The following is a 12841-nucleotide window of genomic DNA, read 5'->3' on the forward strand; positions in this document are numbered from 1 at the left end:
CAACAGGGTCGTCTGAACTTTGGCTTCGTCGGGGGTTTTGGGATGGAGGCCCCAGTTTTGTTGTTTGCCCAATAAGACGGTGTTGTCGGCAGACTCTTCAGACTGTTTGTTGTCGGTTTCGGCAAAGAGGTCGGTATCGGCGGTGCGGTAGTTGTAGTCGGCACTGCGTATGCCTTCGACGATGGGGTTGTGGCGGATGCTGAGGTTGAAGAGTGCTTCTGTACCGACGCTTTCCAGCCCGGCATGGGGTCGGTAGGAAACGGGCAGACTTTGATCGCGGAAGTAGTGTTCGGGACTGTCGCCGAAGACGACTACGTCGCCATGTTGTTCATGCTGTTCGAAGGCGTACCAAATACCTTCTTCCTCACACAGACGGTTGATAAAGTCGAAGTCGCTTTCGAGGTACTGGGTCACATACTCGCGGACGGTGTAGCTGCGGCTTTTTTGGAAACGGTAGTCGACACCGGAGAAGCCGTGGTGTTTGAAGACGGCGGCAACGATGTCGGGGACGGTTTGGTTTTGAAACAGTCGGGAGGATTGGAAATGTTTTAAAGCCGCGAAACGCGGCTCTAAAACAAAGCGGTAAACGGTTTCATCCTTGGATACGGACAGCTTCTCGCATGAAGTCACAATGCCCTGCCATTGTTTCGCCGGAAACTCGTCCGAACCGGCTGAAAAAGCGGCAGCCACCTCAGACAATACGGCCTCCTGCGGACGGATTTCAAACGCTGCGCGCTGGTTGAGGTAGGAAGACAGCGGCAGGGAGGAATCGGTGGAGGTTGCGGTGATTTCGACGCGGTAGACGGTGTTGGCGGCTTCGGAGGCGGTGAAGGATTTGACGGAGAGGGAGGGGGAGAAACGGGCGAAGGTGAGGTGGTAGGATTGGCGGGCAGTCATGGCGTTAAATTTAAAGATGACAATAGAGTTTACATAATAACTTAAACGGCATCAACGGTAAAGCAAATGGGATAAACGGTAGAAAGATCGTCTGAAAAGGAATTTAAGCTTTTCAGACGACTTATTTTGGGGCAACCTGTTTACACATATATCCCGTACATATTGTAGAAATGGATAAAGACATCCTAATAACTTTCTACATAAATATAGCAACTCAACCATTTTTTTAATGAGATGAAATATAGATCATTCAATTCATGTGAAAAGGGCGTGCCATATTTACCGACCATGACACTATATTCTTCCAACAAGGAAAAGGTATCATCGGATATTGAAAGAGTAAACTGACCGTCAGTTATATCAAACTCATCTTCATCATTTGAATTCATAAAAACTCTAAAGGAAAGGTTGTATTCTTTCTTGCACTTTGTTAAAAAAACCTGCCCTTCCCAATAATTCCCTTCTCTTTGTAATGAAGAAATTATTTCTTTTAAATCATTTCTTTTTACATGCCAATACATACTATCGTGTCGGATCTCTAAATTCATATTTTCTTTCGACAGCAAATATTCGGGCTGGCAACATAAGTTATTCCGATTACTCAATAACCCATAGGAAATAGCCGGTAGAGTACCCTATTTATATAAACGGTTTTGCGAAAATCATTATTCAGCTTTGCTCATCGTTCCGCCCATCTTAATTTAAAAATCCGGATTTTCCTTACGGTATGCTTCGTTATCTTTTTTCAAAGTTTCATGAAGCTGATGCATGGGATTTTCCGGCCTCTGTCTACCGTAACTTGAAATTAATACACGCACTGAATAATCCGGCAAAATGTGAAACTGCAATAATCCGTTGTCTTCATCGGTAAATTTATCTACCTTCGCATTAACGTTACGCTCTTCAAATTCATTTGTATCCGTGCTTATCGTCAAGGTCAATGGCAGCGTCATTCCCTCATGCCAGCGGGGGATGGAAACGCAACATTGTCCTCCCCCTTCCTCTAAATAAGGCCCTATATCGCTTAAAGTCCATGTCTCTCCAGCCTTGTGATAAGTTATCATTACACCTTGGTCAGAATAATTGCTTAGCATAAATGCAAACGAGCGTTCCTTATCGGTATCCACAAAAAAATCATCCTTTTGATTGAAGATTTCTTTTACTGAAGAGGCATAGATCGATAAAACCGGAAGAGCGGCGACTAAAACTACCAAGCCTAAAAATCTAAATAATTTTTTCATTTTTTTCCTTTTTGCCCGCCGCAATGTTCAGGGCGGCGCATTTTTAAATGACAACGTAGTTCGTATAGTAGCTTGAACGATGTAATGGGTAAAGCGAATGGGATAACCGGCTGATGGGTCGTCTGAATGGTTGCAGACCCGTTGGATTTGCTTTTTTCAGACGAGCTTTTGATGTGCACCCCTCCTGACGTTATTGATTTAAAAGAAAGGTCGTCTGAAACCTTAGATTTCAGACGACCTTTCTTCATTAAACCTTTGATGTTTAGAAAATCAGCTATTTTCTAAAGTTGACAGTTTTCTGCTGTGTTTATTTGGGGTTCTTCTCGATGAGGGCGACGAGTTGGTCGATATAGCCTTGGACGAAGCTGCGCGCCGATTCGATGAGTTTGCCGTTGTCGTCAAACAAGGTGGGGGAGTTGCCGAGGAAGACTTCGGGCTGTCCGGTCAGCGGCATATTGAAGTAGGACAAGGCAAGGCGCAGGTTTTTTTGCGAACTGTAACCGCCCATTTTGCCGACGGAATGGCTGATGATGCCTGCGGACGTGTTTTTCCATGCGACGTCGGCGTTGGGTTTGGAGCCGATGTCTATTGCGTTTTTCAGGCAGGCGGGGACGGTGCGGTTGTTTTCGGGGGTAACGAACAATACGCCGTCGGAAGCTTTGATGGTTTCGCGGAAGGCGGTGTAGCTTTCGGGCGTAGGGAAGTCGGTTTCGGCGGGGTCGTCGTAGTCGAAATTGTAGAGCGGCAAATGGCCGATTTCGACGATTTGGGCATCGTAGCCTTCGGGGAACATGGGGATGACGTTTTGCGCCACTTTGCGGGCGAACGAGCCTTTACGCAGGCTGCCTACTAAAATGCTGACTTTTTTTGCCATAAATTTTCTCCTGATGATGTAAAAATAATAACGATTCTTGAATTCATTTTAAAGCCGCCGGTTGATTGTCGTCAATCCTGTTGGGAACAAATTGACCATTCTGCGCAAGGCAGACCTGAGTTGGGAAATCGGTTTGGTAGCGGCTTGCCTGCCCTGCTCCAGTTTCGAGAAAGTCCTTTTTTAAAGTGTTGAAACATCATTGAGGTCGTCTGAAAACCCTATCGGGCATGAATCAAGACGACAATGCTATAATCCATCCTAAAATTTTTATCTTGAAGAACACGCCATGCAAGCCGATTTCAGACGACCTGTCCTTGCCATCGACACCAGCACTTCCTACCTGTCCCTCGCGTTGCAAACCGATGGACAGATTGTTTCGTTTCATGAAGATGTCGGCACGAAACAATCCGATTTGATTCTGCCGCAGATTCGTGTTTTGTTTGAACAAGCCGGTATTGCGGCGGCGGATTTGGGTGTGATCGTCTATGCACAAGGTCCCGGCGCGTTTACCGGTTTGCGTATTGGAACAGGCGTGGCGCAAGGTTTGGCGACGCCGTTTGATACGCCCCTCATCGGCATCCCCTGTCTGGATGCGGCGGCGTATCTGCTGCCCGGACAAAGCTGCGTACTGGCGGCAACCGACGCGCGTATGGGCGAGGTGTTTTACGCATGGTTCGACACGGGCGCGCACCGGCGGCTCGGCGATTATCAGGTCGGCAAAGCGGCTGAAATTGTCGAACCCGAAGGCCGTGCGTTTACCGGCGGCATAGGCAATGCGTTTGCGCTGACCGATGCGCCGCCCTTTGCCGGCACGCCGAAAATGCCTGCCGCTTCCGACTATCTCAAGCTGGCACTCAGCGGGCGTTATCGCGCGTCCGATGCCGCGCACGCCGAATTGCTTTATGTCCGCAACAAAGTCGCCCTGACCGCCAAAGAGCAGGCAGAACGGAAAGCGCAGGCATGAATATCCGCCCCGCTTTTTCAGACGACTGCCCTGCCCTTGCCGCAATTGATGCGGTCGGCAACCCGTCGCCTTGGTCTGTGAAACAATTTGCCTCCGCATTGGCGCAGAGTACGGATAAACTGTGGGTCTGCGAGACCGACGGCGTCATCAGCGGCTTTATCGTGTGGCAGGATATATTAGATGAATCCGAGCTGCATTTGATTGCCACCGCTCCCGAATACCGCCGCCAAGGCATTGCCGCCGCACTTTTGGAACATTGGTTCCGCCACGCCCAAACCGCCGGTATCACGCGCCTGCTGTTGGAAGTCCGCGCCGGCAATGCCGCCGCCCAATCGCTGTATCTCAAATACGGCTTTACCGAGGTCGGCATCCGCAAACATTACTATTCCCTGCCCGAAGGCGGGCATGAAGACGCCGTATTAATGGAAAAACCATGTTAAGCAGCCGCTATCTCCACTTGCATCAGGCATTAGGCTTAGGCCCGATGTGGCTGAACCGTCACGCCAAAGTCATCCCGCCTGCGGGCGATGCGCCCGTTACGCAGCCGCAAAAACCTGCTGCCGCCCAAGTTGCCGAAGCCGTCCGCACGATTTCCGCATCGGCACATCATGCCCGCATGGCGGCGATGGCGGCGGTTCAACACGAAAAAACCGCCTCCGCAACAACGCCCCCCATCCCGCCGTCTGCCGCGCCAGTTGACGCGCCTTCCCCGTCCGCGCGGACGCATTCCTTACCCGAAAACACCGGCAAAACTAGCGCCGAAACCGTTTCAGACGACCTCCCACGCCTGCAAACCGAAGCGCGTCCGTCCGAAGTCATCATTATTAGCATCTGTCCCGCAACCGAAGACAGCCTGCACGGACAGCTCTTTCACGGCGCGGTCGGCGTCCTGCTCGACAATATGCTTGCCGCCATCCGCCTGACGCCGCAGCAGGCATATAAAACCAGCTGGGTCAAAGCGGCGCCCGTTTTCAGTCCGCACCCTACTGACGAACAAATCCAAGCCGAGCTGCCCCAGCTTGCCCGAGAGCTTGCCGATACGCAGGCGAAGGCTGTTTTATTGGTGGGGCAAATCTTTGAAAAACCCGAACTTGCCCCATTGATAGACACCCTATGCGGCGACACACCCCGTTTCATCCTTCCCCACCCTGCCCGCCTGCTGCGCCAACCGCAGCTCAAAGCAAAAGCCTGGCAGGTTTTGAAACAAGTGCGGCAGATACTGAATTAAGGCACGCCGACAGCGTTCCAAACATATCCCGCACCACATCCGACCCCTTCCCTATCCATCATGTACCTCACCCAAGAAAAACCCTACCGCCCGCTGCTGATTGCCCTGATTTTCCTGACCCTGCCTCTGGCATTGCTGCTGCACGAAATCATCACAGTCGGGCTGTTCCGCCATTCCGGACTGCTGCTGACCTTCCAAAACGGGCAGTTGCGGCAAGTAGCGGGCTGGGATGACGCCATCGTTTGGTTTATCTGCGGCGTATTCGGTTTTTTTAACCTGATTATCGCGGGCGGACTGACCAAACTCGCCTACAAAAAAATGATGCGCCGCCATTTCCACTACGCCCTGTTTTTAAGCGGCGCGGCGGCGTGTGCAGCGGCTTTGGTCGTGATTATCTTGGAATCATTACTGGGCAGCGCGGCATTGGGCGGCATGCGGCAAGGCGGGATATTTCTTTACGCATTGAGCGTCTGGATATTGGCAATGCTGACGCTGCCGCGCCAACTGACCCGTGCGCCGGAACAGCCCATCATCTTCCACAAAATGAAAAGATAAGCCTGACAACAGGGAGTCAGAGCAACGTCTTCCTTCATATTCTCCGGCAAAAAACCATAAAAAAGGGGTCGTCTGAAACTTTTCAGACGACCCCTTTACCCAAATTCATTCGTTCTTAGCGTTTGAATTCAGGCAGGATTTTTTAACGTTTGCATCAATCCGTAAGCAGGCAAGCATCAGATTTTCTGCTATGATTTTTCCATCTTGCCCCAAGGTCGTCTGAAAGAAAGCGCACGATGAAACCTAAACTGATTATCTTCGACTGGGACGGAACGCTGGCAGACACGACGCGCCCGATTATCCGCACCTTCCAACAAAGTTTTGCCGACTGCGGTATGCCCGTTCCCGATGACGATGCCGTCCGCGCCCTCATCGGTTACAGCCTGCCGGAAATCATCCGCCGCCTCGCCCCGCATGCCGGCGAACACATGCGCGAAGAATTGACGGAAACCTACGCCGCACACTATCTCAACCCCAACAACCAAAACATGACGCTCTTCCCCGAAGCCCTACCCTGCCTGCACACCCTGCAAAACCAAGGCTACTGGCTTGCCGTCGCCACAGGCAAAGGCAGGATAGGACTCAACCGCTCTATCGCGCAAACCAGTACAGCCGATTTTTGGATGGCGACGACCTGCGCCAGCGAACAAGCCTCCAAACCCGCACCCGACATGGTTTTCAAACTATGCGACGAACTGGGGCTGACGCCGCAGGAAACTTTGGTTGTCGGCGATACGACCCACGACTTGGAAATGGCTGCCAACGCCAAAGCCCCCGCCGTCGCCCTCACCACAGGCGCACACTCCGCCGCCATGTTGCACACCGCCCCGCATCTTGCCATATTCGACAGCCTCTCCGAGTTGCCTGATTTTTTGGAAACGTTTGATTGGACGGGCAAGGTTTAACGCAAAGCACAAACCCTTTAACGATGCAGACAGCCAAACCGTAGCGTGGGCTTCGCCCGCGAAAAACTCGGTTTATGATCCGATTTAGAAACCGATTGACTGATTTCTGATTCGGAAACCGATTGGCAGATTTCGTGGGCAAAACCCACGCTACACTTTGCTCGAAGCATTGCGGCGTGCTGCCGATCATCGGGCTAGGCGTACCTTTTCGGAGAAATCCTTTGTGTCGAACGAGTCAATCGCTTCTCCATCCCAAACCACTCAACGAAGACCCACCACCGTAGCGTGGGCTTTGCCCACGAAAAAACTCGATTTATGGTCTGATTCAGAAATCAATTGGCAAATATCGTGGGCAAAGCCCACGCTACGCTTTTTTCGAAGCATTACGGCGTGCTGCCGACCATCGGACGAAGCAAGCCTGCTCGGAGAAATCCTCCGCGTTGAATGAATCAATCGCTTCTCCATCCCAAACCCTCTCCACAATAAAAAAGATCGTCTGAAAACCTACCCCTCAAGTTTTCAGACGACCTTTTTTAGTTCACCAAGACCAACCGCTTATCCCTACCTCAACAACTCATCCGTTATCCGTTGCAAAAATTCGATGCGTTCGGGCTTGGCTTCGCCTGCTTCGGCGGCGGCTTTGACGGCGCAGCCGGGTTCGGCGCGGTGGGTGCAGTTGTGGAAGCGGCATTGCCCGACGAGGTGGCTCAGGTCGGGGAAATATTGCAACAGGTCGGCGGCTTCTAGGTGGTGCAGCCCGAATTCTTGCAAACCGGGGGAGTCGATTAATTGGGTTTCTTTGTTTAAATCGTAAAGCTGGGCGTGGGTGGTGGTGTGTTTGCCGGAGTCGAGCGCGGTGGAGATGTCGCCGGTGCGGGCGGTTTGGTTGCCCAAGAGGGCATTGGTCAGGGTGGATTTGCCCATGCCGCTTTGTCCGAGCAGGATGTTGGTATGCCCTTGCAGGACGGGGCGCAGGATGTCGGCGTTTTCCAGCGCGCGGGTTTCGATGACGGGATAACCGAGCGTTTCGTAGAATTTGAGTTTTTCGCGCCAGAGGGCGGTTTCGGGCAGATCGGCTTTGTTCAGGATGATGACGGCTTGGATACCCACGGCTTCGGCGGCAAGGAGGGCACGTTGCAACAGGGCTTCGCTGGGCGAGGGAACGGCGGCGGTAACGATAAGGAGCTGGCTGACATTGGCGGCGATGAGCTTGGTTTTCCAAGCGTCTTGGCGGTAAAGCAGGCTTTCGCGCGGCAGGTAGTCTTCGATGACGGCTTGTTCGGCGTTGATGTTTTGGATATGCACGCGGTCACCGCAGGCGAAGTCCACCCGCTTTTTGCGCGTGCTGGCTTCGTAGGTTTTGCCGTCGGGCGTGCGCACGATGTAGCGGCGGCCGTAGCTGGTAATGATTTGAGCGGTATCGGTCATGAACGGTTGGGTCGGGTGGGGTGGATAAAGGGAATATTCGCAGCGGCGTGGCTGCCTTGCGGCGAAGAGAAAAGGTATTGTACCGAAATAGGCAGGGGTCGTCTGAAACGATTCTATAGTGGATTAACTGGAAACCGATACGGCGTTGCCGCTTGGTCTTGATTTCAACTCAACCCGCAGGATTCGGAAGGTTTTCAGACGACCTCTCAGCCCATCACAATCCGAGCGACCACGCGTTGACGCCTTCGGAAAAATCTTCCAAGCGGTTTTCGTAATGCGCGAAGATTTCTTCGATGATTTCGTCTTCACCGTCAATCAGTCGGATTAAATCCATATCAGCTTCCGAAATCAGCCCGCGCCCGAGCAACTCTTTGCGTATCCAGTCCAACAAGCCTGACCAGAAATCCTTGCCCACCAAGATAATCGGGCGGTCGGGCGTTTTGCCTGTCTGCACCAGCGTCAGGCTTTCAAACAATTCGTCCAGCGTGCCGAAGCCGCCGGGCATGACGACATACGCGACCGCGTGTTTCACAAACATCACTTTGCGCGGGAAGAAATGCTGGAACTTGATAGACAAATCCTGATACGGATTGGCTTTTTGCTCGTGCGGCAACACGATATTCAGCCCGACCGCAGGGCTTGCGCCCGCAAACGCGCCCTTGTTCGCCGCTTCCATAATCCCCGGCCCGCCGCCCGAAATGACGGAAAAACCGGCATCCGAGAGCTTGCGCGCCAGACGCAGCGTAAATTCGTAGTCGGGATGGTTTTCCGGCGTGCGCGCGCTGCCGTAAATGCTGACTGCAGGCTGAATCGCCCGCAGCTCCTCGCCCGCCTCGACAAATTCCGAAATAATCTTCAAAACATGATACGACTCCCGCGCCTGAATCTCGCGGCGCGCCTCATCGGTCAGCATAGGCTTGGGCAGTTTTTTGAGCAGGCTCACGGTTTTTCCTTCATCTTGTTGAACCCCCACATTGTAACCGACAGAACCCGAGGTCGTCTGAAAACGCAAACATGAACGGCAGCAAGTGTTCCTTATTTGAACCGAATCATGCGTTTCAGCCCAAGATTGTCGTCTCAGCCGCGACCGCTTGCGTTACAATCCCCCATTTCCGCCCACATCCCGCCATGCTCGACATCCTCTACCGCGACAGCCGCACCATCGCCGTCAACAAACCCGCCGGAATGCTCGTCCACCGAAGCTGGCTCGACCGCCACGAAACACAGTTCGTCATGCAGACCCTGCGCGACCAAATCGGACAACACGTCTATCCCGCGCACCGCCTCGACCGCCCCACATCCGGCGTCCTCCTGTTTGCCCTTGACCCCGAAGCCGCCCGCCTGCTGACGCAGCAGTTCGAACAAAAAACCACACGCAAAACCTACTGGGCAATCGTGCGCGGATATTTGCCCGACGACGGACTCATCGACTACCCCCTCAAATATCAGCCCGACAAAATCGCCGAATCCCAAACCGAAGCCACCCTCCAAGAAGCCCAAACCCGATACCGCTGCCTTGCACGCACCGAATTGCCCTTCCAATCCGCCGCCCGCTACCCGACCTCGCGCTACTCGTGGGCAGAACTCATCCCGCACACAGGCCGCAAACACCAACTCCGCCGCCACATGAAACACATCTTCCACCCCATCGTCGGCGACACCAACTACGGCGACCTGCGCCAAAACCACGCCACAGCCGCCCACCTCGGCACCACCCGCCTCATGCTCCACGCCCGCAGCCTGTCGTTCCAAAGCATCGAAAACGGCGAAACCCTGACCGTCTGCGCCGATACCGACGAGAGCTGGCGAATTTGGCTGGATGCGTTTAAAGCGTAAGCGAAAAGTCGTGCCAACAGGCGGGCTGGTGATGCCGCAAAGCCGGACACGGGTTTCAGACGACCTTTATTCATCAAAACACGCTTTGAGATAACCGAACCCCGTAGCGTGGGCTTTGCCCGCGAGATTTGTTGTCCGTCAGTCTGAATCGGGTATTTGTGCTTACATCTGCTTCGCGGGTAGAACCCGCGCTACGGTTTGCTGTGCCGATATCGACGAGAGCCGGCGGATTTAGCTGGATACGTTTGAGGCGTAAGCGCAAAGTCGCGTCAACAGGCGGGCTGGTGATGCTGCAAAGCCGATCGCGGTTTTCAGACGACCTTTATTCATCAAAACTCACTTGAGATAACCGAACCCCGTAGCGTGGGCTTTGCCCGCGGGATTTTCCGTCCGTCAGTTTGAGTCGGGTATTTGTGCTGACATCTGCTTCGCGGGTAGAACCCGCGCTACGGTTTGTTGTGCCGATACTGACGAGAGCTAGTGGATTTGGCTGGATACGTTTGAGGCGTAAGCGAAAGGTCGTACCAACAAGGCGGGCTGGTGATTCTGCAAAGCCGGACACGGTTTTCAGACGACCCCATCCCTGCCACCCCATTCCGTTCAACCCTCATTCATACCGAATAATCCTACTTTGCGGTAAAGGTCGTCTGAAAACGCTACACTCTTTCAGACGACGTTTGTCATATCAACATAAGGACATTCCATGAACGACATCGAAAAGCAACTCGCCGCCATCCGCTACACCGCCGACCGCACCAAACGCTACAACGAACATGGCTTTACCCTGTTGCAACTGGGCATACGCGGCGCAGTCTATTTCAATACCCGCGATGATGTCGCCGATGCCTTAACCGGTTTGATGGATTTCTATTACGAATGGGCGAAAGACAAGCTGACAATAGCTAGGCACGAAAGAGGCCATAGGGATATTAAAAAAGTCAAACTGACCGAAAAATCATATCTGAAAGAACGGGATACAATCTACCGGTGGTTGGACAATCGGAAGGAAAATCCGCCAGAGGTGATGTGGGGAATGCAAAGCGAGCATGCAGATACCAGCGCATCCTATTATTTCGACATTACCTCTATTGCCGCAGGTTTGGCAAATGAGCCGCATATGCCGTTAGGCACTCTGCTTTTTAATCTGCCACTGGAAATTTTGTCTTCCCCCAAAGATTTGGCAAAATTAGATGAATTTGTCGACAAGATTGCAGAGAAGCTGGATGTTTTCCACGGTTATATCGGACTGGCAGCAATTCCACCGCATAACTATTACGATGGTGCGCCATACGAATACGGGGTTTGCCGCGAGAATTTCGGTCTAATTCCGGTTACTACCGATTATTTGTCAACGTTTTATAGATACAACATACGCAGTATCAGTTGGTATACATTGGTTGGCAGGGAACTTTACGGACAGCTACCGGCAGGCAGGATAGAGCCTGTTTTGGCAAATCATCCCGATATTACTCTGCGCGACTTTGCCGGTATCAAGGTTTTTAAAATCGGCAGCTTGCCCGAAACAGGGGATATCCGCGAAGATTTACCCTTGGACTACATTGCGCTAAACCGAGCTTTAGAACCGATACGCGAAAAATATCCGCGCGAAAATATGGGCGGCATTACCCGCGAACAGATGTATTATTGGTCGAGAAGATGGGACGGCTGGGAGGTGGAAGAAAAAGACGGCAAGAAGATCTATACCCAAGCGCCGCAGGAAATCATCGGCGTCGAGGAAGAGCCTGTCCCGATTTCGGGCATGTGGAAAATCACCAGCTTTGACGGTGAAACCCGCCATTTCAATAAAGGCGAAATTTTCCCTGAGGGAGAAGGTGTGCGGACACAAGATGTGCTACTCGGACCCCAAATGGGTCTGACCATTTGGGAACTTGTCAAAGGCGACCATAACGAACCTTTGCGCAGAAAGGCAATGTGGTAAGCCCTTCCCCGCCTTTCCGAACGTCAGCCGATACGTTAAAATATGCCTCGTCTGAAACCCCGTTTTTGAAGGAAAACCGCCATGACCCGTATGGTTCACTGCGTCAAACTCGGCAAAGAAGCCGAAGGTATGAAATTCCCACCGCTGCCCAACGAGTTGGGTAAGCGCATTTTTGAAAATGTATCCCAAGAAGCTTGGAATGCGTGGACACGCCACCAAACCATGCTGATTAACGAAAACCGTTTGAGCCTCGCCGACCCGCGCGCACGCGAATATCTGGCACAACAAATGGAACAGTATTTCTTCGGCGACGGTGCAGATGCCGTTCAAGGTTATGTGCCGCAAGAGCCCAAATAACGCCATCATTTGCTCAAAAGGTCGTCTGAAAACGAAAATCGGATTTCAGACGACCTTTTTGTATCAATAAACTTGCGGCAAAGCCGTTTCATTTTATAGTGGATTAAAATAAAAATGAAACAAGGCGGCAACGCCCGCCGTGTACGGGTAGTACATAAGGGCGTTGGCAACACCGTATCATTGCAATTTTAATCCACTATATTTCCGCTATTTCCGTATTTTTCCTATTCCTCTCCCCCGTAAAAGAGGATGAAAAATACCAAAATCGCAACCGTTTATCAGCTTATCAAATTTACCGCCAGCTTATTGCATCCTTTGGACAAGAGTTGGCCGAATCGCAATAACCCATCAAAATTTGCCATTCTTCAAGACTGGTTTTCGCAAAAGCTCAAATGAATTTCGCCAATCATCTGTTTTCAGACGACCTCAACATGGTTTCTTTGACCTGCTACACCTATGCTTTCAGACAACCTTTGTCCTGAATAAAGGGAGAAAACGTCGCGTAGGCTTTACCCACGGAAGTGTTCAAAGAATTATTTATCTCACACTGGAACACCGGCTCCTCATACAAATACAAACCGATTGAGACCTTTGCAAAAAAGCCCTTCCCCCGACAG

Annotated in this window: 14 protein-coding genes; 8 read left to right on the plus strand and 6 right to left on the minus strand. The window is 52.0% G+C overall.

All coding sequences use genetic code 11. From position 1 onward, the window contains the following. The 4 genes from vgrG to HMPREF3050_RS12690 form a co-directional block, all read right to left on the minus strand. The coding region (gene vgrG, locus HMPREF3050_RS12675; protein ID WP_141758455.1) for a type VI secretion system Vgr family protein at nucleotides 1–897 on the minus strand (897 nt) is incomplete at its 3' end. 185 nt (nucleotides 898–1082) lie between these two features. Then, nucleotides 1083–1445, minus strand: coding sequence for a hypothetical protein (locus HMPREF3050_RS12680; RefSeq protein WP_070775034.1), 363 nt, complete (start codon nucleotides 1443–1445; stop codon nucleotides 1083–1085). Between the two features lie 153 nt (nucleotides 1446–1598). Next, the gene (locus tag HMPREF3050_RS12685; RefSeq protein WP_070775036.1) at nucleotides 1599–2138 is read right to left on the minus strand and encodes a DUF3304 domain-containing protein; all 540 of its coding nucleotides are present in this window, start codon (nucleotides 2136–2138) and stop codon (nucleotides 1599–1601) included. Nucleotides 2139–2445: 307 nt separating this feature from the next. Beyond that, a complete protein-coding gene (locus tag HMPREF3050_RS12690) occupies nucleotides 2446–3012 on the minus strand; it encodes an NADPH-dependent FMN reductase (protein ID WP_070775038.1) in 567 nt (188 codons plus the stop codon). 286 nt (nucleotides 3013–3298) lie between these two features. Here HMPREF3050_RS12690 and tsaB point away from each other — a divergent pair, with 286 nt between their 5' ends. The 5 genes from tsaB to HMPREF3050_RS12715 all read left to right on the plus strand — a co-directional run bounded on the left by tsaB (nucleotide 3299) and on the right by HMPREF3050_RS12715 (nucleotide 6664). Then, the gene (gene tsaB / locus HMPREF3050_RS12695; RefSeq protein WP_070775040.1) at nucleotides 3299–3976 is read left to right on the plus strand and encodes a tRNA (adenosine(37)-N6)-threonylcarbamoyltransferase complex dimerization subunit type 1 TsaB; all 678 of its coding nucleotides are present in this window, start codon (nucleotides 3299–3301) and stop codon (nucleotides 3974–3976) included. Beyond that, the gene (gene rimI, locus HMPREF3050_RS12700; protein WP_003762174.1) at nucleotides 3973–4416 is read left to right on the plus strand and encodes a ribosomal protein S18-alanine N-acetyltransferase; all 444 of its coding nucleotides are present in this window, start codon (nucleotides 3973–3975) and stop codon (nucleotides 4414–4416) included. The genes tsaB and rimI overlap by 4 nt, the downstream gene beginning before the upstream one ends. After that, nucleotides 4410–5204 (plus strand): uracil-DNA glycosylase family protein, encoded by a 795-nt coding sequence (locus HMPREF3050_RS12705; protein ID WP_070775042.1) that lies wholly within the window; start codon nucleotides 4410–4412, stop codon nucleotides 5202–5204. The genes rimI and HMPREF3050_RS12705 overlap by 7 nt, the downstream gene beginning before the upstream one ends. A 60-nt stretch (nucleotides 5205–5264) precedes the next feature. Further along, complete coding sequence (locus HMPREF3050_RS12710) at nucleotides 5265–5759, plus strand: hypothetical protein (RefSeq protein WP_003763765.1); 495 nt, start codon at nucleotides 5265–5267, stop codon at nucleotides 5757–5759. Nucleotides 5760–5995: 236 nt separating this feature from the next. Continuing rightward, the gene (locus HMPREF3050_RS12715) at nucleotides 5996–6664 is read left to right on the plus strand and encodes an HAD-IA family hydrolase (RefSeq protein WP_070775044.1); all 669 of its coding nucleotides are present in this window, start codon (nucleotides 5996–5998) and stop codon (nucleotides 6662–6664) included. 561 nt (nucleotides 6665–7225) lie between these two features. Here HMPREF3050_RS12715 and rsgA read toward each other — a convergent pair. Together rsgA and HMPREF3050_RS12725 are read right to left on the minus strand one after the other, a co-directional pair. Then, nucleotides 7226–8092 (minus strand): ribosome small subunit-dependent GTPase A, encoded by an 867-nt coding sequence (gene rsgA, locus HMPREF3050_RS12720; protein ID WP_070775046.1) that lies wholly within the window; start codon nucleotides 8090–8092, stop codon nucleotides 7226–7228. A 214-nt stretch (nucleotides 8093–8306) separates the two neighbouring features. Beyond that, nucleotides 8307–9035, minus strand: coding sequence for an LOG family protein (locus HMPREF3050_RS12725; protein WP_039404238.1), 729 nt, complete (start codon nucleotides 9033–9035; stop codon nucleotides 8307–8309). Nucleotides 9036–9220: 185 nt separating this feature from the next. Between HMPREF3050_RS12725 and truC the strand changes: the two genes are divergently transcribed. The 3 genes from truC to HMPREF3050_RS12740 all read left to right on the plus strand — a co-directional run bounded on the left by truC (nucleotide 9221) and on the right by HMPREF3050_RS12740 (nucleotide 12224). After that, nucleotides 9221–9928 (plus strand): tRNA pseudouridine(65) synthase TruC, encoded by a 708-nt coding sequence (gene truC, locus HMPREF3050_RS12730; RefSeq protein WP_070775050.1) that lies wholly within the window; start codon nucleotides 9221–9223, stop codon nucleotides 9926–9928. A gap of 703 nt (nucleotides 9929–10631) precedes the next feature. Next, on the plus strand, nucleotides 10632–11867 hold the full coding sequence (locus HMPREF3050_RS12735; RefSeq protein WP_070775048.1) for a type VI immunity family protein: 1236 nt from the start codon (nucleotides 10632–10634) through the stop codon (nucleotides 11865–11867). A gap of 81 nt (nucleotides 11868–11948) precedes the next feature. Continuing rightward, entirely contained in the window at nucleotides 11949–12224 is a 276-nt protein-coding gene (locus tag HMPREF3050_RS12740; protein WP_003762149.1) for an oxidative damage protection protein, read from the plus strand. Nucleotides 12225–12841 lie beyond the last annotated feature (617 nt).

The organism is Neisseria sp. HMSC065D04 (assembly GCF_001815675.1).
In the GTDB taxonomy this organism is placed as follows: Bacteria; Pseudomonadota; Gammaproteobacteria; order Burkholderiales; family Neisseriaceae; genus Neisseria.

Bases quoted from the DNA above. Each gene is read 5' to 3' on its own strand.
- HMPREF3050_RS12740 (WP_003762149.1), top strand. From the start codon at position 11,949: ATGACCCGTATGGTTCACTGCGTCAAACTCGGCAAAGAAGCCGAAGGT.
- HMPREF3050_RS12735 (WP_070775048.1), top strand. From the start codon at position 10,632: ATGAACGACATCGAAAAGCAACTCGCCGCCATCCGCTACACCGCCGAC.
- HMPREF3050_RS12680 (WP_070775034.1), bottom strand. From the start codon at position 1,445: ATGAATTTAGAGATCCGACACGATAGTATGTATTGGCATGTAAAAAGA.
- tsaB (WP_070775040.1), top strand. From the start codon at position 3,299: ATGCAAGCCGATTTCAGACGACCTGTCCTTGCCATCGACACCAGCACT.
- HMPREF3050_RS12685 (WP_070775036.1), bottom strand. From the start codon at position 2,138: ATGAAAAAATTATTTAGATTTTTAGGCTTGGTAGTTTTAGTCGCCGCT.
- HMPREF3050_RS12715 (WP_070775044.1), top strand. From the start codon at position 5,996: ATGAAACCTAAACTGATTATCTTCGACTGGGACGGAACGCTGGCAGAC.
- truC (WP_070775050.1), top strand. From the start codon at position 9,221: ATGCTCGACATCCTCTACCGCGACAGCCGCACCATCGCCGTCAACAAA.
- rimI (WP_003762174.1), top strand. From the start codon at position 3,973: ATGAATATCCGCCCCGCTTTTTCAGACGACTGCCCTGCCCTTGCCGCA.
- HMPREF3050_RS12690 (WP_070775038.1), bottom strand. From the start codon at position 3,012: ATGGCAAAAAAAGTCAGCATTTTAGTAGGCAGCCTGCGTAAAGGCTCG.
- rsgA (WP_070775046.1), bottom strand. From the start codon at position 8,092: ATGACCGATACCGCTCAAATCATTACCAGCTACGGCCGCCGCTACATC.
- HMPREF3050_RS12705 (WP_070775042.1), top strand. From the start codon at position 4,410: ATGTTAAGCAGCCGCTATCTCCACTTGCATCAGGCATTAGGCTTAGGC.
- HMPREF3050_RS12710 (WP_003763765.1), top strand. From the start codon at position 5,265: ATGTACCTCACCCAAGAAAAACCCTACCGCCCGCTGCTGATTGCCCTG.